This window comes from Microbaculum mangrovi (genome assembly GCF_051390635.1).
In the GTDB taxonomy this organism is placed as follows: Bacteria; Pseudomonadota; Alphaproteobacteria; order Rhizobiales; family Tepidamorphaceae; genus Microbaculum.
Map to the genome: position 1 here is coordinate 1 of NZ_JBPODT010000010.1, position 20,518 is coordinate 20,518.

16 protein-coding genes and 2 pseudogenes are annotated in these 20,518 nt (G+C 63.5%); 11 read left to right on the plus strand and 7 right to left on the minus strand.

The annotated features are described in order from the left end of the window. Nucleotides 1–443: 443 nt before the first annotated feature. Nucleotides 444–740 (minus strand): annotated as a pseudogene (locus ACSF9G_RS23580) (transposase); the annotation flags it as partial. A 139-nt stretch (nt 741–879) separates the two neighbouring features. On the opposite strand from ACSF9G_RS23580, the gene ACSF9G_RS23585 reads away from it, so the two are divergent. From ACSF9G_RS23585 to ACSF9G_RS23600, 4 genes and pseudogenes are all read left to right on the plus strand, one after another. Next, nucleotides 880–1,587 carry an IS6 family transposase gene (locus tag ACSF9G_RS23585; RefSeq protein WP_436644516.1) on the plus strand — a complete coding sequence of 236 codons (708 nt, stop codon included), beginning with the start codon at nt 880–882 and terminating at the stop codon, nt 1,585–1,587. 122 nt (nt 1,588–1,709) lie between these two features. After that, nucleotides 1,710–1,952 (plus strand): annotated as a pseudogene (locus ACSF9G_RS23590) (IS110 family transposase); the annotation flags it as partial. A 75-nt stretch (nt 1,953–2,027) separates the two neighbouring features. Next, nucleotides 2,028–3,197 carry an IS110 family RNA-guided transposase gene (locus ACSF9G_RS23595; protein WP_436644517.1) on the plus strand — a complete coding sequence of 390 codons (1,170 nt, stop codon included), beginning with the start codon at nt 2,028–2,030 and terminating at the stop codon, nt 3,195–3,197. Between the two features lie 310 nt (nt 3,198–3,507). Continuing rightward, nucleotides 3,508–4,263, plus strand: coding sequence for an IS110 family RNA-guided transposase (locus ACSF9G_RS23600; RefSeq protein WP_436644518.1), 756 nt, complete (start codon nt 3,508–3,510; stop codon nt 4,261–4,263). A 343-nt stretch (nt 4,264–4,606) separates the two neighbouring features. Here the strand turns inward: ACSF9G_RS23600 and ACSF9G_RS23605 are convergent, their stop codons facing one another. From ACSF9G_RS23605 to ACSF9G_RS23615, 3 genes are read right to left on the minus strand one after another with little or no spacing between them, the layout of a single operon-like run. Continuing rightward, nucleotides 4,607–5,878 (minus strand): CaiB/BaiF CoA transferase family protein, encoded by a 1,272-nt coding sequence (locus tag ACSF9G_RS23605; protein ID WP_436644519.1) that lies wholly within the window; start codon nt 5,876–5,878, stop codon nt 4,607–4,609. Continuing rightward, nucleotides 5,875–7,308, minus strand: a complete 1,434-nt coding sequence (locus tag ACSF9G_RS23610; RefSeq protein ID WP_436644520.1) for an NAD-dependent succinate-semialdehyde dehydrogenase — start codon at nt 7,306–7,308, stop codon at nt 5,875–5,877. The genes ACSF9G_RS23605 and ACSF9G_RS23610 overlap by 4 nt, the downstream gene beginning before the upstream one ends. A gap of 39 nt (nt 7,309–7,347) precedes the next feature. Continuing rightward, nucleotides 7,348–8,718, minus strand: a complete 1,371-nt coding sequence (locus tag ACSF9G_RS23615; RefSeq protein WP_436644521.1) for an aminotransferase — start codon at nt 8,716–8,718, stop codon at nt 7,348–7,350. A gap of 183 nt (nt 8,719–8,901) precedes the next feature. On the opposite strand from ACSF9G_RS23615, the gene ACSF9G_RS23620 reads away from it, so the two are divergent. The 3 genes from ACSF9G_RS23620 (at nt 8,902) to ACSF9G_RS23630 (ending at nt 11,654) form a co-directional block, all read left to right on the plus strand. Continuing rightward, a complete protein-coding gene (locus ACSF9G_RS23620) occupies nt 8,902–9,903 on the plus strand; it encodes an ABC transporter substrate-binding protein (protein WP_436644522.1) in 1,002 nt (333 codons plus the stop codon). A gap of 75 nt (nt 9,904–9,978) precedes the next feature. After that, the gene (locus tag ACSF9G_RS23625; RefSeq protein ID WP_436644523.1) at nt 9,979–10,839 is read left to right on the plus strand and encodes an ABC transporter ATP-binding protein; all 861 of its coding nucleotides are present in this window, start codon (nt 9,979–9,981) and stop codon (nt 10,837–10,839) included. Further along, entirely contained in the window at nt 10,836–11,654 is an 819-nt protein-coding gene (locus tag ACSF9G_RS23630; protein ID WP_436644524.1) for an ABC transporter permease, read from the plus strand. The genes ACSF9G_RS23625 and ACSF9G_RS23630 overlap by 4 nt, the downstream gene beginning before the upstream one ends. A 155-nt stretch (nt 11,655–11,809) precedes the next feature. On the opposite strand, the gene ACSF9G_RS23635 is transcribed toward ACSF9G_RS23630, so the two are convergent. From ACSF9G_RS23635 to ACSF9G_RS23645, 3 genes are all read right to left on the minus strand, one after another. Beyond that, nucleotides 11,810–12,616: an IclR family transcriptional regulator gene (locus ACSF9G_RS23635; protein WP_436644525.1), complete on the minus strand. Its 807-nt coding sequence runs from the start codon at nt 12,614–12,616 to the stop codon at nt 11,810–11,812. Nucleotides 12,617–12,688: 72 nt separating this feature from the next. Then, nucleotides 12,689–15,037, minus strand: a complete 2,349-nt coding sequence (locus tag ACSF9G_RS23640) for a molybdopterin-dependent oxidoreductase (RefSeq protein ID WP_436644526.1) — start codon at nt 15,035–15,037, stop codon at nt 12,689–12,691. A 43-nt stretch (nt 15,038–15,080) separates the two neighbouring features. Continuing rightward, nucleotides 15,081–15,764 carry a cysteine hydrolase family protein gene (locus ACSF9G_RS23645; protein ID WP_436644527.1) on the minus strand — a complete coding sequence of 228 codons (684 nt, stop codon included), beginning with the start codon at nt 15,762–15,764 and terminating at the stop codon, nt 15,081–15,083. 213 nt (nt 15,765–15,977) lie between these two features. On the opposite strand from ACSF9G_RS23645, the gene ACSF9G_RS23650 reads away from it, so the two are divergent. Genes ACSF9G_RS23650 through ACSF9G_RS23665 form a run of 4 tightly spaced genes read left to right on the plus strand, consistent with a single transcriptional unit; the run spans nt 15,978 to nt 20,218 of the window. After that, nucleotides 15,978–16,556, plus strand: coding sequence for a cysteine dioxygenase family protein (locus ACSF9G_RS23650; RefSeq protein WP_436644528.1), 579 nt, complete (start codon nt 15,978–15,980; stop codon nt 16,554–16,556). Then, nucleotides 16,556–17,320: an enoyl-CoA hydratase/isomerase family protein gene (locus tag ACSF9G_RS23655; protein ID WP_436644529.1), complete on the plus strand. Its 765-nt coding sequence runs from the start codon at nt 16,556–16,558 to the stop codon at nt 17,318–17,320. Before ACSF9G_RS23650 ends, ACSF9G_RS23655 begins: the two co-directional genes overlap by 1 nt. Beyond that, entirely contained in the window at nt 17,317–19,494 is a 2,178-nt protein-coding gene (locus tag ACSF9G_RS23660; RefSeq protein WP_436644530.1) for an acetate--CoA ligase family protein, read from the plus strand. Before ACSF9G_RS23655 ends, ACSF9G_RS23660 begins: the two co-directional genes overlap by 4 nt. Next, nucleotides 19,475–20,218: an enoyl-CoA hydratase/isomerase family protein gene (locus ACSF9G_RS23665; protein WP_436644531.1), complete on the plus strand. Its 744-nt coding sequence runs from the start codon at nt 19,475–19,477 to the stop codon at nt 20,216–20,218. Before ACSF9G_RS23660 ends, ACSF9G_RS23665 begins: the two co-directional genes overlap by 20 nt. Nucleotides 20,219–20,518 lie beyond the last annotated feature (300 nt).

Genomic DNA, 20,518 nt, shown 5'->3' on the forward strand with positions numbered 1-20,518 from the left:
CGCTGCGTCGGCACATCCGCCGACCTTGACCGCCGGACTCTAACTTACGAGCCTGGCCACCTCGATGGGGCAGACCACTCTGGCTGCGACCGTATCGTCCGCCAATATTGAAGTCTCCAGCGGCGGGCAACGATCAAACCTGAGGCAACGGCGCGGTCACTATCGTTTCACCCCTCGCGTGGCGGCCCGGTTCACTGCCCTGGGAGGAGCCCCGTCAATCCGGTTATGTGGCGAAGGAATATGGTCAGAAACGGATTTTACTATCCGCTTCTCTTCTGCGGGCGTCAGTTTATCGAGGCTCTTTCGAGCTCCTTTGCCGAGCCGCGTGTCGCTCCGTTTACGTTTTGTCACGAGTTTGCCTCCGGTTCTGAACCGCCCGAATTTTGGATATTACCTACTAATCTTCATAGTCTGATCTGGAGTTCCCCCGGTTTCGTGGACAGTTAAGGGCTTGCGGGCTCCAGTCTCGTTTGGGCGCTCCTTTCGTAGTTGACGGGTGACTGATAGCCTAGGGCGGAATGGCGCCTGGCGGGATTGTACCAGCCTTCGATGAATTGGAAGACGGCCATGCGGGCCTCGGCCTTGGTCTGGAACTTGCGTCGATCGAGCAGCTCGCATTCCAGCGTGGCGAAGAAACTCTCGCACATGGCATGGTCATAGGCATCGCCGACCGATCCCATCGACGGCCGCACCCGGGCCTCCTTGCATCGCAGCCCGAACGCCACCGACGTATATTGGGCGGATTCAAACGGTCGTCGCAACACCGACTATGTGTCCTCATGGCAGCAACTCGTCAAGCGCTTCTGCCGGCGTCCTCCAGCCAGTGGTGTCAAAGGAATCTGGCTTGAGGCGGACGTGGCGGTCTCGTAGCCTTGCGCGATGACCAAACGCAATCCCTTCCGCTACTTCAAGACCTCGCCCGAGATCATCCGCCTGGCGGTGATGCTGTACGTCCGGTTCCCTCTGTCGCTGAGGAATGTCGAGGACCTGCTGCACGAGCGCGGGGTCGACGTCAGCTACGAGTCCATCCGGTACTGGTGGCACAGGTTCGGGCCGATGTTCGCCGCCGAGATCCGCCGCAGGCGCATCAACAGGATGCGCGCGTTTTCGACCTGGCGCTGGCACGTCAACGAGATGTTCGTGAAGATTAACGGCGAGCAGCATTACCTCTGGCGTGCCGTCGATCACGAGGGCGAAGTTCTTGAAGCCGTTGTCACCAGGCGCCGCGACAGGAAGGCCGCGTTGAAATTCCTGAGGAAACTGATGCGGCGCTACGGTCGTCCGCGGGAGATCGTCACCGACGGATTGCCATCCTACGGTGCGGCGCTGAAGGAACTCGGGGCCGAGGCTCTTCAGTCGTCAGGCCGCTGGCTCAACAATCGCGTCGAAAACTCACATCTGCCGCTGCGACGACAGGAGCGGGCCATGCTCCGGTTCCGCCGCTTGCGAAGCCTGCGGACATTCGCCGCTGTTCATTCCTCCGTCTACAATCACTTCAATCAGGAACGTAGTCTATCCAACAGAAACATCTTCAAGCTCAATCGCGCCGCCGCGCTCGAGCAATGGCGTCAACTCGGCGCCGCCTGAATTCAGCCATCCCGGCTACACTGAGACCGGTTCGCGTTCGTCTGATGGCATGGACGCCCCCCGTCACGGTGCGGATTGCGCCAAACTTGAGCCTTTGAAGCTCAACGGGAAGGAAAACGATCATGACGGAGATTACGGCGATCGGCCTGGATATTGCAAAGCGGGTGTTCCAGGTTCACGGCACGGATGCCGCCGGTAGACCTGTCCTGCGCAAGAAGCTGAAGCGGAGCCAGGTGGTGGCGTTCTTTGCGGCGTTGAGACCGTGCGCGGTTGGACTGGAGGCCTGTGCGACGGCGCATCACTGGGCGCGGGAGATCGGCGCGTTTGGCCACGATGTGCGACTGATCCCGCCGCAATACGTCAAGATTCCATGAGGAGGAGACCGGCGCCCGCGGCTCTGTCAGTGTCGGGGGCCTGCATTCTCGATGGAGATCACTGCCATGCAACCTACCTCATTCATTTCCACGCCTGCTGTTGCGCCGTCCGCCCCTTTGGCGATTTTCGTATCCCTGGAACTCAGCCGTTCGACCTGGCTGGTGACTGCTCTTTCAACGCCTCTGGGGTCCAGAATGTCGAGACACCAGGTGCGGGGCGGCGATATGCCGGGTCTTCTGGCGCGCTTTGCGGATCTGCAACGCGAGGTCGAGCGCCGTACCGGCCGCACCGTACCGATGATCGTGATCCAGGAAGCCGGGCTGGACGGATTCTGGATCCACCGCGCTCTGGTTGCGCAAGGGATCGAGAGCCACGTGGTGGATCCGGCCTCGATCGCGGTGTCGCGCCGGCACCGCAGAGCCAAGACGGATCGGATCGACGGGGAGGCGCTCGTGCGCACACTCCTGGCCTGGAAGCGAGGCGAACCCCGGGTATGTTCGATGGTATGCGTACCGAACCCGGAAGAAGAGGACCGCCGGCATCTATGTCGGGAACTGAAGACACTTGTCGGGGAACGGATTCGACATGTGAACCGGCTGAAGGGCCTGTTCTTCGCGCAAGGCATCGGAGACTACGAGCCCCGGAACAAGGACCGCCGGGAGCGCCTGGAAGAGTTGCGCAGCGGCGATGGGCGCTCCCTGCCGCATCACCTGAAGGCTCTGGCCCTGCGCGAGCTGGAAATCATTGAGCTTCTGAACCGGCAGATCGATGCCGTGAAGGCGGAACGCGATGCGCTTCTGGATGAGGCGTGCACCGATGATGCGGCCCCCGCGCCGGTGCGGATGCTGCTTGACCTCAAGGGCATTGGCCCCGGTTTTGCCGGCGCACTCTGGTCCGAAGGGCTGTTCCGGCAGTTCGAGAATCGGCGCCAGGTGGCGGCCTATGCGGGCCTGGCACCGACGCCTTGGAAGAGCGGCACGATCAACCACGAACAAGGGGTTTCGAAGGCGGGCAATCCCCGCCTGCGGACCATTGCCGTTGAAATGGCATGGCTCTGGCTGAGGTATCAGCCACAGTCAGCGCTCGCCCTGTGGTATCACGACAGGGTCCGCCGGCTTGGCTCGCGCGCGAAAAAGGTCACGATTGTCGCCTTGGCGAGGAAACTTCTTGTCGCTCTGTGGAAATACGTGACGAGCGGTGTCGTGATTGACGGGGCCACAATGAAGGCCGCGTGACGGCTTGTGCGGAGAACGCGAAAAGCTTCCACCGGGACCTGATCAGTTCCGGCGGATCCGGATGGACGAACCGGCGTAGGGTCTGGCCGCAAACGCCGTAGTTAAGAATGGTCCCGTCCCCTGCGCCCTGTCCGCAGGATGCGGAATCATGGTGCAGCCGACATTACTGGCGACCGCATGTGAGCTTGAGCGCGCAGGTCTTCGACACGCGTTTCACTGAAAGGGCACGGACCCGAGATCCGAAATAACAGCGGAGAAACGGATGACCTGAAGACTCCGATTGATCCAATCCTCCTCATGTGAGCCCTATGTGAAGACGAACAAGAACGACGTCACCGATGCCGAGGCGATCTGCGAAGCATTGATGCGGCCGACGATGCGTTTTGCAAAAGCAAAGAACGCCGAGCAGCAGTCGGTCCTGATGCTGCACAGGGCGCGCGAGCTTCTGGTACGTCAGCGCACGATGCTGATCAATGCCTTGAGGGGCCACTGTGCGGAGTTCGGCATCACGGCGCCTCAGGGCATGTCCCGGGCTCGCGCCTTGATCTCGTGCATCGACGAAGGAGACGATCGTCTGCCGCCGTTGGCACGACGGGCGCTTGCCTCTCTGGTTGCGCAGATCAAGGCGATCCAGGCGGAGATCGCCGGGTTGGAGAAGGAGCTTCTTGCCTGGCACCGATCGAGCGAGGCGAGCCAGCGACTGGGAGCCATCCCGGGCGTGGGAGTGATCACCGCAACGGCGCTTGTCGCTACTGTCGGCGACGCGTCGCAGTTCCGCTCCGGCCGGCAGTTCGCCGCCTTTCTCGGACTGGTTCCCAGGCAGAGCTCAAGCGGTGGCCGGGATCGCCTCGGCCGCATTTCCAAGCGTGGCCGACGGATATCTCCGGCGTTTGCTGGTGCACGGCTCACGTACTGTCCTGCGCTGGGCCCGGTCACGCCCGCAGCGGCGTTCTCCCTGGCTGGAAGGATTGCTCGACCGCCGGCCGACCAATGTCGTGCTGGTGGCTATGGCGAACAAGATGGCCCGCATTGTCTGGGCGATGCTCAGCAGATCGGAAGCCTATGAGCCACATCGACTCGCTACGGCCTGATCCGGCCCGGCCGGGACGGCAACGAAATTGCGGAGGGTGATGACGGAGTGATGGCAAAACAGGGTGACCGGGATCGACCAAACCCGAGGAGCTGTCCGAGCCTGGAGCTCGATCGTCTGAGTGGGTGTCGATCCTCGGATTCCATCAAGGCCAGTGGTCAACTGAACCACGATCGAAGGCCGGATAGATGACTGCAAACCCTATATGCTCATCGCCCTATCAAAACCCTTGCAATCGGGGGGCGTCCATAGATGACAGCACCCCGCGGCCAGTGTGGCGAAGCCGGTCGACCCGATCCGATGGCAAAGCCAAAATACTCTATTTCTTCCTAGAGCGCAGTTGGTCTTCTCGCAGAATTTCCGCCGGAGCAGACGAAGCGCTCGCGGTTTGCAGGCGTGCCAGGATTTCGGCCCGGTTCGCATCCAGGGCGGGCGGAGCCTTCCGCAATCGCGGCAGGACGCCGTTTAGCCTGACCGGGCTGCCGAAGGTGGAGGTTTCCGCCCCGCCCGGCATCCGTATCGACTGCACCCAGCCCTGATCCTTCACGTGCTCGTCTTCCAGTATGTCGGAGTAGGTGTTGATCGGACCGCACGGTACGCCGGCATTCTCGAACCACTCGAGAAGCTGCCGGGTCGTGTGGCCGCGGAAATAAGGCGCCAAAATTTGAGCAAGCTCGGCCTGGTTGCGCGCGCGGTCCTTGGTGGTCAGAAAGCGTGGATCGTCGACGAGCTCCGGCATCGCCACGACCTCGCAGACCGCCTGCCACAGCTTGTCGTTACCGGCCGCGATCACGAAGTAGCCGTCGCCCGAACGATAGGCCTGGTAGGGTGCGTTGCGCGGATGTGCGGAGCCTAGCGCCTTCGGATCTCTTCCAGTACCGAAGAATTCGCTCGTCTGTAGCGCCGCGATGCCGAGGCTGGTCCCAAGCATCGGGATGTCGACGTATCCGCCGCGACCACCTGCACGCACGCGCGACAGTAGGCTGGCGATGGAAAAGGCCGCATAAAGGCCCGCCGAGAAATCCGAGACGGGCACGCCGCACTTGACCGGTTCGCCGTCCGGCTCGCCCGTCACACTCATGATCCCGGACAGCGCCTGCACCGTCAAGTCGAAGCCGCCTTGCCGGGCGCGCGGTCCGGTCTGGCCGAAGGCGGAAATTGAGCAATAGACGAGATTTGGCTGTTCCTTGGCGAAGGTGTCGTAGTCGAGCCCAAGTCGACGCATGACGCCCGGCCGGTTATTCTCCAGCACCACGTCCGCCATGCGGATCAGACGTTGCGCGACGGCAAGATCCTCGGGGTCCTTCAGGTTGAGCGCGATGGAGTCCTTGTTGCGGTTGAGGGAGGCGAAATTCTCGCTGAACCCGCCGTTGTGCGGCGGCCATTGACGCAGCGTGTCGCCCTGCGGCGGCTCGATCTTGATCACATCGGCGCCCATGTCGGCAAGCAGCATGCCACAGAACGGGCCGGCCGCGACGCTGCAGAATTCGATGACGGTCGTGCTTGCCAGCGGCAGGGTGTCGTCTTCGTTGCGTGTGGTCATGTCGAGGGAATGCAGGCCCCCGTTTGCCTGACTCGGGCAGTCGTTCATTGATAGTGCCGTCGGGTCGTGAATTTTGTGATCAGATACGCGTCGAGACCTTCGATTCCGCCCTCGCGCCCGTAGCCGCTCTCCTTGACGCCACCGAACGGCGTCTCGGCGGTGGCGAGGCCGAAATGGTTGATCGAGACCATGCCCGAATCGAGTTTCTCGCCGGCGCGTTGCGCACGGTCGCCGTCGCGGGTGTAAGCGTATGAGGCAAGGCCGTAGGCGGTCGCGTTGGCGCGCTGCCAGGCCTCGTCCTCGTCGGTAAAGCGGTTGATGAGTGCCACCGGGCCGAAGGGCTCTTCCTGCATGATGCGGGCGTCGTCGGGAATGTCGGAAAGCACAGTGGGGGCGAAGAAATTGCCCTGGTTGCCGATGCGTTCACCGCCGCAATGCAGGGTCGCGCCGACGGCCACTGCGTTCGTCACCAGTTCTTCGAGCGCATCGATGCGCCGCTTGTTGGCAAGGGGGCCCATCTGGGAGGCTTCGTCCTGGCCAACCCCTACCTTCAGTTTCGTCGCGATCGACACGAATTCCTCGAGGAAGGTGTCGTGGACGGCATCCTGGACAAAGAAGCGCGTCGGCGAGATGCAGACCTGGCCGGCGTTGCGGAACTTGAAGGCGGCGAATTCGGCGGCTGCCTTGGCCGGATCCACATCGTCGAAAACCACCGCGGGCCCGTGCCCGCCGAGTTCCATCGTGCAGGGCTTCATGTGCTCGGCCGCCATCATGGCCAGATGTTTTCCCACCGGAACGGAACCGGTGAACGACACCTTACGGATGACGGGGGATGGGATGAGGTGCGAGGATATCTCCGGCGGACGCCCGAAGACGAGCGAGAGGGCATCCGCGTCAACGCCCGCGTCGATGTAGCAACGGATCGTCTCGCATACTGAGCTCGGCGTGTCCTCCGGGCCCTTGAGGATAATGCTACATCCGGCGGCGAGCGATCCGGCGATCTTGCGCACCGCCTGGGAGACGGGGAAGTTCCAGGGCGAGAACGCTGCAACCGGGCCGATCGGTTCGACGGTGGCAATCTGCATGATGCCCGGCTGCCGCGCGGGTATTACCCGCCCGTAGGCGCGGCGACCTTCCTCGGCGAACCACTCGGTAATGTCGGCACCGTTAGCCGCCTCCAGCAGCGCCTCGCGCAGCGGCTTGCCCTGTTCCAGCGTGATGAGGCCGGCGATTAGTTCCTTGCGCTCGCGCATCAGCTCGGCCGCGCGCCGCAGGATGGCACTGCGTTGAAGAGCCGGTTTAGTCCGCCAGACCGAGAAGCCGCGCGCGCTGCATTCGAGCGCGTGGTCGAGGTCGGCGATCGTCGCGACCGGGAATTGCGCAACCGTCACGCCGGTTGCCGGGTTCTCGACCGGCAAAAGTTCGCGGCCTCCGGCATCCAGCCATTCGCCGATATGGAGTTTGGGTTGATATGTCACTTTGCCATCCTGGTGTCGTACGTCCTGGCCGGATCGGGCCTAGAGTTCGGCCGCGACCTGCCGGATCCCCGCCTCGAGCGTATCGAAAATGAGGTCGACCTCGTTCTTGCCGATGATCAGCGGCGGGCAAATGGCGATCGCCTCGCGGATGGAGCGCAGCAGCACGCCCTGCTCCAGTACCGCCTTCGCAATGCGCGGCTGCACAGCGAGGGCAGCGTCGAATGGCCTCTTCGTTTCTTTGTCGGCCACGATCTCGACCGCTCCGATCAGCCCGACGCCACGAGTCTCCCCGACCAGCGGTTGATCGTTGAGCGCATACAGCCGTTCCATGAAGTAGGGCGATATCTCGCGGACGTGGCCGACGATGTCGCGCTCCTCGTAGATCTTCAGTGTCTCGACGGCGACGGCCGCGCAGGTCGGATGGCCGGTATAGGTAACGCCATGGGCGAAGACGCCGGTCTTTTCGGTCTGCTCGCGCATCGTCTCCCAGATCGTCTCGCTGATCATCGTGGCGGAGATCGGCAGATAGGAGGCCGACAGCGCTTTGGCGACGGTCATGATGTCGGGCTTCAGCGCGTAGGTCTCGGAGCCGAACATCGAGCCGGTCCGGCCGAATCCCGTAATCACCTCATCGACGATGAACAGGATGTCGTGCTTGCGCAGCACTTCCTGTATCCGCTCGAAATAGCCCTCCGGGGGCACCAGCACCCCGCCGGATCCGTTCACCGGCTCCGCGATGAAGGCACCGATTGTCTCCGGGCCCTCACGCTCGATCAGGGCTTCGAGATTGCCGACGATCCGGTCGACGAAGGCGGAACGGCTCTCGCCTGGTTGCGCGTAGTGGTAGTAGCTCGGCGAGTCGGTGTGCAGCACGCGGTCGATCGGCAGATCGAACAGCGCGTGGTTGGCGGGGAGGCCGGTCATGCTGCCGGCACCCACGGTTACGCCGTGATAGCCGCGCCAGCGCGAGATGATCTTCTTCTTCTCCGGCTTGCCGATAGCGTTGTGGTAGAACCACACGATCTTCATCGCCTGGTCGTTTGCTTCGGAGCCGGAGTTGGCGAACAGGACTTTCGACAGTCCCTCGGGCGCGATCTGAAGAAGGCGTTCGGCCAGCTCGATGGCCGGTTCCGTCGAGCGGTGGTTGAACAGGTGGTAGAAGGGCAGCGTCGTGAGCTGCCTGTAGGCGGCATCGGCCAGTCGCTGCTCGCTGAAGCCCAGCGAGGCTGACCACAGCCCGGCCATACCCTCCAGATACCGATTGCCCTGATCGTCGAAAACGTAAGCCCCCTCGCCGCTTACCATGGTCAGCGGGCCCGAGTGGGCATGCTGGGCGAGGTGCGTATAGGGATGGATCAGTGAAGCGATGTCGCGTTCGCTGTTCGAATTGCGCAGCGGAGAAATGGTCATGATTTCATCCCAAATATTAGAATTACATTCCATATCTTGCTACAGATGAGCCGTGGGACGGCTGTTTGTCAAGGGCGAAAACTCCACGCGCGGATCCACACGGCTGCCCTTGACAAACGTAAATATTCGTTCTTACGATCCAAATGATGGGAAACTATTTCATATATTGGAACGGAGGGGCCTATGTCCTACAGCAGCATTGCGGGCGCGTCGCTGAGCCGTCGACGCTTCCTTCAGATGACGGCAGCAGCCGGTGCGGCGGGCTTTGCCCCGTCCGTGGCATTCGCGGAAGAGATGAAGGTGCATGCCGCGATCGGCGTCGACATGTGGTACATCACCTACATGGTCGCTCAGGAGAAAGGCATCTGGAAGCGGCACGGACTTGACGCCACGATCACGCATTTCGACAATGGCGCCGTAGCGCTCGACGCGCTCGCGACCGGCAATGCGGATATCGGGTCGGCGACAAATATGTCGATGATGCAGCGTGTGTCCCGTGGCGCCAAAATGTTCGCCGTGTCCTCGATGGCGGCGAGCGGCAAGCTCTTCTCCGTCGTTTCGAGCGAAGACCTGAAGACGCCGAAGGACCTGATCGGCAAGAAGCTTGGCCTGTCCAAGGACGGAGTCCTCGAGTTCCTCTACAAGCAGTTTGCCACCAACAACGGGATCGGCCTGGAAGAGATCGAACTCGTCAACATCGCGCCGCCGGAAGCCGTCGCCGCGCTGTCGCGCAACGACGTCGACGCGATCATGTTCTGGGAGCCCTGGCCGTCGCGCGTGCTCGAGCTGGTTCCGGGCACGCATACGCTCCGCCAGCTTTCCGACGACGGCATCGCCGTCACCAACTGGCTGTTCATGGGCGAGGACCTGATCAACGACAAGCCGCGGGCAGAGGCAACGCTCGCCGCGCTGATCGAGGCGTCCGAGTTCGTGCTGGACAACAAGGACGAGGTCGTCGAGATCGGCGCCCGCCGTCTGCAGACCGACCCCGAGAACATCCGCTTCCAGTACGACAACATTGACTACGAGATGGTGTTTCCGGCGGATCGCTACACGTTCGACTTCGATGAGCTTGCGGCGTTCAACCTGGAGAAGGGCCTGCTCAAGACGGTGCCGACGCTGGCCGAAGTGGCGCGGCCGGAGTTCATGCTGGCGGTGGCGCCCGATCGCGCTCCCGGCTGGTAAGCCGGCGATACAAGTCGCCCGATAGGGCGGGCTCGCCCCGCCCTATCAACTGCACCTTTTCGAGCCAGGTAACTCATGTCCCTGACCACGACACACACGGATGGGGCGCCGGATGGCGCCAACGCGGCCCTTGCCGCGACGTCTGCCGACGACACCTCGCGCCGGATCGCGCTCAAAGTCGAAGACGTGGCGCTGCGGTATCGCACGTCAAAGGGCCACGAGGGCCCGCTGGTGCTGGCGAACGCCTCCGTCGAGATCCGGCAGGGAGAGTTCTTCTGCCTGCTCGGCCCGAGCGGTTGCGGCAAGACGTCGATGCTGACGCTGATGGCCGGCTTCCTTCAGCCGACGCACGGGCGTCTGACGCTGGACGGTCAGCCGATCACCAAGCCCCAGGCCGATCGCGGAGTGGTGTTCCAGGGCGAGGATGCGCTCTTCCCCTGGCTGACGGCGCTCGACAACGTCGCCTTCGGCCTGAAGATGCGCAACGTGCCCAAGGCCGAGCGATACGAGAAGGCGGAGGAGTTTCTCAAACTGGTCGGCCTTGATGGCCAGGGCCTGAAATATCCCTCCGAGATGTCGGGTGGCATGAAGCAGCGCGTGCAGATTGCGCGCGTGCTCGTCAACAATCCCAAGATCCTGCTGATGGACGAGCCTTTCGGCGCCGTCGACGCGCAAACCCGCACGCGGCTCCAGGACGAACTCGTCGAGATCTGGCAGAAGACCGCCAAGACCATCGTCTTCATCACCCATGACATCAGCGAGGCCGTGCTCCTGGCCGACCGGGTCGGCGTGATGAGCAAGGGGCCGGGCTCCAACATCGCCAGCATCGTGACCATCAACATGGAGCGACCGCGCCATCGCGGTGCACCCGAGTTCGGTGCGATGTGGGAAGAGATCAACGGCCGCATCCAAAGTCAGGAAACGTCGAGCTCATGACCGACATCAGCGATCGTACTGCGCCGCCCGCGCGCGTCTCCAACATCGCGAAGATCGCGGATTCGATACAGATTCCCCTGATCTATTTCGGCTCGATCGGCGCCGCGCTCATCTTCTGGGAATATATCGCGCTGAACTATTTCAGCCCGGCCTTCTTTCCGACCCCGACACTGGTGCTGACGACAGCCTGGGAGATGATCAAGAGCGGCGAGCTCTTCGTCCACTCCGCGATCAGTCTTCAGCGCATCATGCTCGGCTTCCTGATCGGCAGCGCGGTCGCCATTCCGCTCGGCCTCCTCATGGGATCGAGCGCCTACGTGCGCGCAATCTTCGAGCCCTATACCGAGTTTTTCCGCTACGTGCCAGCAATCGCCTGGCTGACGCCGGTGGTGCTGTGGTTTGGCATCGGCGAGGTTTCGAAGGTGCTGATCATCGTCTACACGACGGTCTTCATCGTGGCGATCAACACGATCGTGGGTGTCGGCAACATATCGCCCAACAAGTTCCGCGCCGCCGCTTCGCTTGGTGCGACGCCAGCCAAAATGTTCGTCTACGTCACTTGGCCGGCGACGTTGCCCTTCGTCCTCACCGGCATGCGGCTTGCCATGGGCAATTCGTTCGCCACGGTCGTCTCCGCGGAGATGGTTGCCGCGGACAGGGGGCTCGGCTTCCTGATCTTCAATTCCAGGCTCTGGATGGCAACCGACAAGATCTTCGTCGCCATCCTCTGCCTGGGTGGTCTGGGCATGGCCGCCGACCGCATCTTTCGCATCCTGATCCGCCGCTTCGCGCACCAGTACGGAAGCGCCGAGTAGGGCCCGTGTCGTCCCGCATGCCATCCCCACGGCCCGGTACAGAGCGAGCCCAGTACAGGGCGGCCCGGTACGGGCTGGTCCGGGGCGGGGATCCGGACAGGAGGGGCGGTCACGCAGGGCGCCGCCGCCCTCGCGGAGTTGCGGACCGAGAGCGCCTACCCCGCCGAAGCGGCGAGCAGATGCTCTCGGTAGCCGAGCTTGGAGGAAATGCTGGCGGCAATCTGCATGACCGGATCGGTATAGGCTTCGAGCCCCTTTTGCTTCAGGCGGAAGGCGGGGCCGGAAATACCGACGGCGCCGACGACGTCGCCGCGCGCGTCGCGAACGACGGCCGCTGCGCCCCAAACGCTTTCGCGCCATTCCCCCTTGTTGAGAGCGAACCCCTTGTCACGGATGGACGCCATTTCCTCAAGGAAGGCGGCCGGATCGGTAATGGTGTGTTCGGAGTGGGGCACGAGAGTCTTGCTGATCCTGTCGAGCTCTGCCTCGGACTTCCAGGCGAACAGCGCCTTGCCGGTCGCCACGCAATGCGCGGGCGCGCGGCCGCCGACATAGGAATAGGCCTGCACCGGCTCCGAGCTGTCGATCTTGTCGATGTAGATGACTTCGTTGCCGTCGAGCACGGAAAGGTGGACCGTCTCGTGGGTAATTTCGCTGAGCGCCTTCAGGGAGGAGGCGGCCTGGATTCTGATATCCAGCTTGGCGACGGCGCCGAGGCCGAGCTCCCACAGCTTCAGCGTGATCTTGTAGCGCCGCGTTACCGGATCCTGAGAAAGATAGCCTCCTGCCTCCAGCGTCTTGAGAATGCGGTGGACATTACTCTTGGTCAAAGGCAGTTCGTCAGCCAGCTCGGTCACGCCGCGCGGCTCGGCCGATTTGGCCACGTGTTCGAGGACCGAAAGACCTTTCAGCAGTGTTGAATCCATACCTTTCGCTACCCTCCTATGGCCATTCTGGATCAAATTCTGACTTGCTCCTGATTTGTCAAAACTTGTTTTTACTGCTGTTGTATCTCAACAACAACGATCGCAGTGCTACGTTATCTGTGCATTTGCCTTGGCGGCCATCTCCACGATCGGCGGAGGTTCGAAGGCCCGCACCGGCGTCGGTTCTCCTTTGTAACGTTCGATTTCGACCAGCAGGCTCTCGGCCACGGGGCCTTGTGCCAGACGCGAAGTGCCGGCGTCGCGGGTCAAGACGTTGACGTTGCCGTGGCGGTCCATGCGGCGGGCATTTCCTGGCCCCTCGGGATCGTACCAGGCACCGGTCGCAAGGCGCACGACGGAGGGGCGGATGTCGCCGGTAACAATGGCGCCCGCCAGACAGGAGCCGCGATCGTTGAAGACCCGCACGACGTCACCCGCCGCTATGCCGCGGCTTTCGGCGTCAACGGGATTGATCCAGACCGGCTCGCGCCCGGCGACCTTCGAGGCCGCGCTTACGCTGGCATTGTCCAACTGGCTGTGCAGCCGCGTTTCCGGCTGGTTGGACAAGAGGTGAAGCGGATAAACGTCTACAAGATCGGAGCCCAGCCATTCGTCAGGCTCGTACCATTTCGCGTGGCCGGCACAGTCGGCATAAGCGAAACCGGCGATGCGCTCCGAATAGAGTTCGAGGCGTCCCGAGGGGGTCGCGAGCGGATTGGCGATCGGGTCCTCGCGGAAATCGCGCCACAGCACCGGCTCGACCTCCGGACGTGGCAGCTCGAACACGCCTTCGCCTTCCCAGAACGTATCGAAGTCGGGGAAATCTATGCCTTGGGCGCGACCGTTGTCGCGACTCTCCTCGAAGATGGCGCGCAGCCAGTCCATCTCGTCCCGCCCGCCGCGGAATAGCTCGCGCATCTGCATCTTTTCTGCGATCTCGGAGAATATCTCGAAATCGCTGCGTGCCTCGCCGACCGGCTCGATCAGTTTGCGCATCGCCACAATATGGTCTTCGCCACGCGCGCATCCGATATCGTTGCGTTCGAACGGACTTGCGACCGGCAGCACGATGTCGGCGCGCCTGGCGGTCGCCGTCCACCAGATCTCGTGCACGACGACCGTATCCGGGTGCTGCCAGGCGTCGTCGAGGCGGGTGAGATCCTGATGATGGTGGAAGGGATTGCCGCCGGCCCAGTAGATCAGCCTGATCTCCGGCAAGCGCAGCTTCTCACCGTTGTAGTCGATTTCTGCGCCTGGATTGAGCAGAGCGTCGGCGATCCGCGCGACCGGAATACGGGTTTGGACGGGATTGCGGAGTTGTGGCAGTGATCCCCATTTGAACGGTCGTCCGCCGGCGCCAACCTGGTTGGTCGCCCCGTAGCCGAACCCGATACCGCCGCCGGGCAGGCCGACTTGGCCGAGGATAGCAGCGAGGGTTATTGCCGCCCAATAGGGCTGTTCGCCACGGTCGGCACGCTGCAGTGACCAGGCGACGCTGATCATGGTGCGCCGGGCAGCCATTTCGCGCGCGAGCGCACGGATCGCGTCGGCGGGGATGTCGGTCAGCGGCGCGGCCCAGTCCGGGGTCTTCGCAACGCCGTCTACCTCACCGTAGAGATAGGCGCGCACGTGCTCGAACCCGACCGTATGGCTAGCCAGAAACGCCTCGTCATGCCGTCCCTCGCTGACGAGCACGAAGCACAGAGCCAGCATCAGCGCGGTGTCGGAGCCGGGCCTTATCGCAAGCTGGCGTGCCGACAGGAACGCTGCCGAGTCGCTGGCAATCGGGCTGATGTTGACGAATTCGACGCCTGCGTCGCGGCACAGCGTCAGCCCCGCCCGGGTATGGTGCACGCCCATGCCGCCGGGGGCGATCTGTGCGTTCTTCAGCGGAATGCCGCCGAACGCCACGAAGAGCTGCGTGTTTTCGGCGATGACCGGCCACGAGGTGTGCCCGTATTCGAGCCCCGACGTATCCCCGCAGACATGCGGGAGGAGCACCTCGGCTGCCGCATAGCTGTATGTGTTCACGGCTCCGGTGTAGCCGCCGACGCAATTGAGGAAGCGATGGATCTGGCTCTGGGCATGGTGGAAGCGACCTGCGCTCGCCCACCCGTAGGAGCCGCCGAAGATTGCTGCGTTGCCATGGGTGTCGCGGACACGGCAAAGCTCGCTGGCCACCAGCGCCGTCGCTTCGCTCCACGTCACGGTCACGAAGCGGTCTTCGCCGCGCCGGCATTCGGTGCGCGGCTTACCAGACAGGAAGCCCTCGCGAACCATGGGCGCGCGGATGCGGGACGGCGCGGTCAGCACGGCTGGATCGAACGCGCCGACTCCGGACGGGTCGGTGTCCGCGCTGAACGGCGACAGACGGGTGAGGCATCCGTCCTCGACGGATGCTTCATAGGTTCCCCAATGTGTCATCGTCAGGGGGCGGCGGCCCCGATCTTCGGTCATGTATGGGGGCGCTTTCCAATCCCGCGAAGCTGCGCAGGAGGGGTCAGCCGCCGAGGATCGACACCGCCTTGTTGGTCGTGATGACCGGTCCGAAATACCAGCGGTGCATGTCCACGGCAGCCTGGTGCAGCGCCGCGTTGTGCGTGGCGCAGGCGTCCGCGACCAGGATCGAACCATAGCCTTTGTCGTAGGCGGCACGCGCGGTGTTGGCGACGCAGAAGTCGGTGAGATAGCCGCTCATGACGAGATTCTTGACGCCCATCTGGCGGAGGTACTTTTCCAGCATCGTGCCCTCGAAGCAGCCGGACGCGTGCTTGTCGATCACAAAGTCTTCTTCCTCGATCAGCTCCTTTAGCTCGTCGACGATATCGATGTCCCACGACCCGTCGGCGAAGATGGTCGGGATCTTCGTCCGCAGCATCTCCAGTCGCGCGGAGACGAGGGAGTCGGGGAAGACGTCCTTGCCGTTGGCAAGGCGTACGTAGCGAAACCAGAAGACCGGAACCTTGCGGGCGCGCGCGCCGCGCACCAGGGAGGTGATGGCTGCGATGGTCCGTGGCGAATCCTGCCACATCCCATAGTAGTCCATGTTGCCTTCCTGCTTCAGGATGTCGTTTTGCGGGTCGATGACGAGAAGCGCGGACTCCTCGGGTTTGAACAGATGTTCCCACTCGACCATGTCCCACATCGGAGTCTGGCCAAAGACTGCGGTCTGCTTACCACCCATCTGTCTTTTCCCATTATTTGATATTACGGTTCAATAATTGAATTATCAGGTGGTGCGAGGTCTGTCAATTTGGTTGCCGGCAAGCCGGCGCCGGAACCGCGGAAAAGGCGAAAAGCTACGGGTGCGGTGATTGACAAGCGGTCTTCACGTTCGTATCAATTAATAGAAATGAATTCCAACTATTGAGATAACGGTGACCGTGGGAGACTGTGGATGACTTCGGGAATGCATCGGCTTCGCCAGTTCGTTGCGGATATGACGCGGCTGGTAGAGAAGGCCGGGTCGCAGGAAAGCGAACTTCTCGCCCGGGGAAGCAATCTGCTGCGCGAACTCATCGCCACCGACGACTGGCTGCCCGAACCGTTTGCCCTCCCCGACCCCGACAGCTATCGCCAGTACCTTCTCTATGGTGATCCGTTCGACCGTTTCTCGGTCGTGAGCTTCGTATGGGGTCCAGGGCAGCGGACGCCGATCCACGACCATACGACCTGGGGCCTCGTCGGCGTCCTGCGCGGCGCCGAGCTGTCGCAAGGCTATTCGCTGGTCGACGGCAAGCCCGTCGCCGCCGAACTCGAACGTCTCGATCGCGGTGAGGTGGCACAGGTCTCGCCCGTCGTCGGCGATATTCACAAGGTCACCAACGCCATCCCCGACCAGCCGTCGATCAGCATCCACGTCTATGGTGGCAACATCGGCCGGATCAGTCGCAACATCTACAGCGAGACGGGCGAGATCTCGACATTCGTCTCAGGCTACAGCAACGACGTCGTCCCCAATCTCTGGGCGGCCTGATGCCTGTTTCCGTTTCATGGCGGGACGGCGCATGCGAGGTGCGGCTGGACGCGCCGAACACCGGCAACGCGATGTCGGCCGTACTGGTCGAGTGCATGCATCGGGCGTTCGATGAGGCGGAGCAGAAGGCGGCGAGCCTCCTGTTGCTGCGCGCGAATGGCCGGCATTTCTGCACCGGGTTCGATCTCACCGACATCGAGGCCGAGACCGATGCCGGGCTGCTACAGCGCTTCGTGCGTATCGAGATGCTGCTGGCGCGGCTGCGCGCGGCACCGTTTCCCACCGTTGCCTACGCTGCCGGCGCGGCGATCGGCGCCGGCGCCGACCTCTACGTCGCCTGCGCGCGCCGCTTCTGCGCCCCGGGAACCCGGTTCGCCTTTCCGGGCGCCGGGTTCGGTATTGTGCTGGGCACCGGGCGCCTGTCGGAGATCGCGGGACCTGCCGCCGCGCGCGACCTGATGTCGTCCGGTCGCACCTTCGGGGACGCGGAATCCCGCTCGCTGGGCATCACGGACGCCATCATCGCGCCCGAAAACGTCGCGGCGACGATCGACGGCGAAATCGCCAAGGCGGCACGGCTCGACATCGAAACGCGCACGTTGATGCGCGACGTGCTGGCGAGCGAGACGGCCGACCGAGACCTCGCCGCGTTGGTGCGCTCGGCCGTGCGGACGGGCTTGCGCGACCGTATTCTCGAACACCGCGCGCGCGTGTCCGCCGCCGCGACAGCCAAGCGCTCGGGCGCTCGCGGAGTACCAGCATGAACGAAGCAACGCCGCTCGCGCCGCCGACGCGGCAAACGGTCGAGGACCTGCGGGCGATCCTGAATCCCAAGGGGGTGGCGGTCATCGGCGCGACCGATGACACCTCGAAGTTCGGCGGGCGGGCGCTGAGCTTCCTGCAGCGTCACGGCTTTGCCGGCGGCATCTACCCCGTCAATCCGCGCCGCGAGGAAGTGCAGGGCCTCGCCTGCTATCCGAGCGTCGCCGCAATCGGCCAGCCGGTGGACGTTGCCCTCCTGACCGTGCCGGCGGCGCATATCGCCGCGGCGATCGCCGATTGTGGCGCAGCGGGCGTACGCGGCTGCGTGGTGGTCACGTCCGGCTTCGCCGAGGACGGCGAGGAGGGTATCGTACGCCAACGCGAGCTCGTAGCGGCCGCGCGACGGGCTAGGGTTCGCCTGATCGGACCCAACTGTCTCGGTTACATCAACCCGCTGCGCAAGCTGGCGCTGTCCTCGTCGGTGGCGTTGGCGGTGGATACGCTGCCGGCCGGCACGATCGGCCTCGTCACGCAGAGCGGCTCGGTGATGGCATCGATGCTGAGCCATGCCTGCGACGAGGGGGCCGGCTTCAGCACCTGTGCGACGGTCGGCAACCAGTCCGACATCGATTTGTGCGACCTGATCGACTATTTCGTCGACGATCCGGACACGCGGGTCGTGTGTGCCTATCTGGAGGGCGTCGCCGACGGCGGCAAGCTCATCCGCTCCGCCGCCCGCTGCCAAGCGGCGGGCAAACCCCTGCTCATCGTGAAAGCCGGCCGCACCGAGGCCGGGGCCGCCATCACACAGTCTCACACGGCGAGCCTCGCGGGCTCCTACGAGGTGCTCGAAGCCGCGTGCCGGCGCCATTCGGCCGTGCTGATGGACGATCCCGAGAACATGCTGAAGGCGGCCGAGTTTCTCGCCGCGTACGGTGTGCCGACGAGTGACGGCATCGCAGCGATGACGCCGTCCGGCGGAACCGCGGCCGTCGTCGGCGACCGGCTGGTGGCCGCCGACCTGAAGCTAGCCGAGATCGGCACGCAGGCGCGCGCCGGCCTGCAGGCGATCTTCCCCGCTGGCCGCCATATCAATCCGCTCGATGTCGGCGGCATGCCGGGTGACCGGATGATGGAGGCCGCTGTTCGTCCGCTGGAGCTCTTCTCTGCCGAGCCGGACGTGGGCACCGTGGCCGTGGTGATCGCTACCTCGCCTGCGCTCGAGCGCAAGGCGGCGGCGTGGTGCACGGTTGCCGAGCAGTGCGGCAAGCCGGTCATCTTCGTCGTCACGCCGGGCTCCATCCTGAACCCTGTGCGCAAGATCCTTCGCGACAACGGCCGACCGTATTGCAACACGATGGACCAGGCGGTTTCCGTGCTCCGGGCGATGACGGCGGCTGCTGTGCGCGTGCCGAACGAAGTAGCCGTGCGACCTGCCGGCATGGGCGATCTCTCCGGCGCCGCAAACGCGCTCGCCCCGGGTCAGCTTCTCGAACCGGAGGCGAAATCGCTTCTTGCCGCAGCCGGTATTCCGCTTCTGGGTGAGACGATTGCTGCAACCGTGGACGAGGCGCTGCGTTTTGCCGGGTCTATCGACGGCCCCGTCGTCATGAAGGTGTCCTCGCGCGATATCGTGCACAAGTCCGACATCGGCGGTGTGAAGGTCGGGTTGTCCGGCCCCGAGGCGATCCGCGCCGCCTGGAACGATATCGCCGCGGCCGTTGCCACCCATGCGCCGGATGCGAGCCTGGCGGGAATGCTCGTCCAGGAAATGGCCACTCCCGCGCTCGAGATGATCGTGGGCGCTAGGTGGGATCGGCAATTCGGTCCGACCGTGCTTGCCGGCATCGGTGGCGTCTATGTCGAGTTGATGCACGACGTCGCTATCGAGCTGGCGCCGATTTCACAGGATCAGGCGCTGGCCATGTTGAAGCGCCTTCGCGCCTGGCCGTTGCTTGACGGTGCACGGGGACAACCGAAGGCCGATGTCGCCGCGCTGACGGATGCGATGGTGCGGCTCGGCTGGCTGGTGAGCGATCTCGGAGGCCTGTTGAGCGACATCGAGATCAATCCGCTTTTCGTACATGACGCTGGTATGGGCTTCGATGTGGTCGATGCCCGGGGCCACCTCGAAACACCGACGACGAAGGGTCGAAATGAGCGAAGTCCTCTATGAATCCACGAACGGTATCGCGCGCATCGTTCTGAACCGGTCCGAGAAACGCAACGCCGTTAACGAAGCCATGTCAATAGGCCTCTACGAGGCCTGGCAGCGTTTCGAGCGGGGGGATGACCGGGTTGCGCTCGTCACGCAAGCGGGCGCCGACTTCTCCGTGGGGGCCGACATCAAACAGCGGCCGCAGAACTTTCCGCTCGCCATTCCCGGCATAGGCCTGAAGATCACCAAACCTATCGTGGCCGCGGTCGACGGATGGTGCACCGGCGGCATGGTCGTCCTGGTCCAGATGTGCGACCTGTGCATCGCCACGGACCGCGCCCGCTTCCTTTACCCCGAAGCCAAGCGGGGCTTTACTGGCGGCATGATCGCGGGTATCGCGAACCGCATGCCGCACAAGGTGGCCATGGAGATGATGCTCCTCGGCGACGAACTGACCGCGCAGCGCGCCTACGAGGTCGGTTTCGTCAACCGGCTAACGGCGCCGGACGACCTCGATGCCGTGGCGACGGACTACGCCAGACGCCTTGCGCAGCGCGCGCCGCTGGTCGTGGCCAAGCTGAAGGAGATGGCTGCCGAGCAGGTGCCGCTCGGACCGGCCGAGCGAGGCGCCCAGCTTCGTTATGCGTTGCAGGCGATCCGCCAGAGCCCCGATGCCGACGAAGGCATCGCAAGCTTCCTCGAGAAACGACCGGCGAATTTCACCGGCAAGCTTACTGATTAAGATCGGATGACGCTCGCGGGGCGAAAGCGAGTATGGGGGTGGTGTCAGAAGAATCTGGATCGAGGCGGAAATGGCGGTCTCGTAGCCTTGCGCGATGACCAAACGCAATGCGCTATCCTCCTGAAGAGATCATCGCGATGTTGCGGGAGGCGGAGGTCCGTCTCAGCCAAGGCGAGACGGTTGGCCAGATCTGCCGCATGCTGGCGGTGTCCGAGCAGAGCTACTGAGGTGACATGGCGAAAGTGGTCCGTTTCTGGTGTTAGTTTTCCGACGGATTTCCGAAGGAGGAAGTTCGAGGAT